This window comes from Rhodococcus sp. R1101 (assembly GCF_000278445.1).
GTDB classification, from domain to species: Bacteria; Actinomycetota; Actinomycetes; order Mycobacteriales; family Mycobacteriaceae; genus Rhodococcus; species Rhodococcus gordoniae.
On record NZ_AJVB01000742.1, the window covers coordinates 1 to 1,229 of the forward strand.

The following is a 1,229-nucleotide window of genomic DNA, read 5'->3' on the forward strand; positions in this document are numbered from 1 at the left end:
GAACCGATTGGGCGACCGACTCCGCGAAGACATGGGCGATGAACGTCGAGAGCGCGGTACCGATCACGATCGCGATCCCGATGTACTCGGGTGAGCTCGTGATGGGGACGAGCGCGGCCAGCACCAGAATGTTGCCGTAGACGTAGGCGCTGATGCGGGAGGCCGCCGACTCCGGGGACAGAGGGCGGCGCCGTCCGGACGACAGGTACGAAGGCGTGGACACCTCGATAGCGTGACACAGACCGGGCTCGCCGACCTCGGTGTCGGGCGGGATGTGTCAGGGTGAAACGGCGGTGGGGCGGTGCCGGTTCGCCACGTCCGGGCTGTAGTGCATCGGTGAGTCGCGGCGGTCGAGGGGCGGCAGGTTGCGCCCGGGTGTCTCGAGCAGGCCGGTACCGGCCGGGATCCGCCCGCATGCGCGGTCCCAACCGGCACGGGCCCGCGGGTGGTAGCGGTACCGCCACGGCACGAGCTTCGTGCCGAATCCGATCGTGCGGCCGACGAGCGCGTGCAGTGTCTGCTCCGGCCGGCTCCACCGGTAACCGAGCAGCTCGCGCACCGGCGGGTCGTACAACCCGATGGTGAGCCACAGGAAACCGGCGGTCACCGGCGGGCGGATCAATTTCCAGACCCTTTCGGGGAACCACCGCAGGAAGGGCGGGCGCCCGAGATTCGACAGGTCGAGCACGTCGCGGGTGGCCTTGTTGTCCTCGAGCACGGTGCGGCACATGCGGTCCCAGTACGCGAGGAAGTCCTCCCAGGACTCGGGGACCGAGTGCATCGGCATGCCGTACAGCCGGTACCACTGCACGTGCTCGTCGAACAGCCGGTGCTTCTGCTCGACGGTGAGCGGTCCGTCGAACCACTCGATGGAGACGACGAGACTGTAGAAGAAGGTCGCGTGCGCCCAATAGAAGGTGCCGGGATCGAGCGCGTGATACCTGCGGCCGTGCTTGTCGACTCCCTTGACGGTGGTGTGGTAGCCGCGCACCTTCGCCGCGGTCTCCGGGGCGCGGGCACCGTCGAAGACGACCCCGTAGATCGGGTACAGCGATCGGTAGAGGCGTTCCCATCGTTCGTCGAAGAACGTCGAGTGTTCCTCGACACCGGCCCCGAGCCCGGGATGCATGTTCTGCATCGACCCCGCCCAGGGTCCGAAGAGCATTCCGCGCCACCCGCCGAAATATCTCCACGTCAGCGACTCGGGCCCCAGCGGTTCCGGGGGCGCC

The 1,229-nt window shown here is 68.0% G+C and carries 1 protein-coding gene and 1 pseudogene; both read right to left on the reverse strand.

The annotated features are described in order from the left end of the window. Nucleotides 1–223: pseudogene (locus R1101_RS0123785) on the reverse strand (hypothetical protein); the annotation flags it as partial. Between the two features lie 54 nt (nucleotides 224–277). Further along, a partial coding sequence (locus R1101_RS28520; protein ID WP_442969899.1) for an oxygenase MpaB family protein occupies nucleotides 278–1,229 on the reverse strand: 952 nt, incomplete at its 5' end.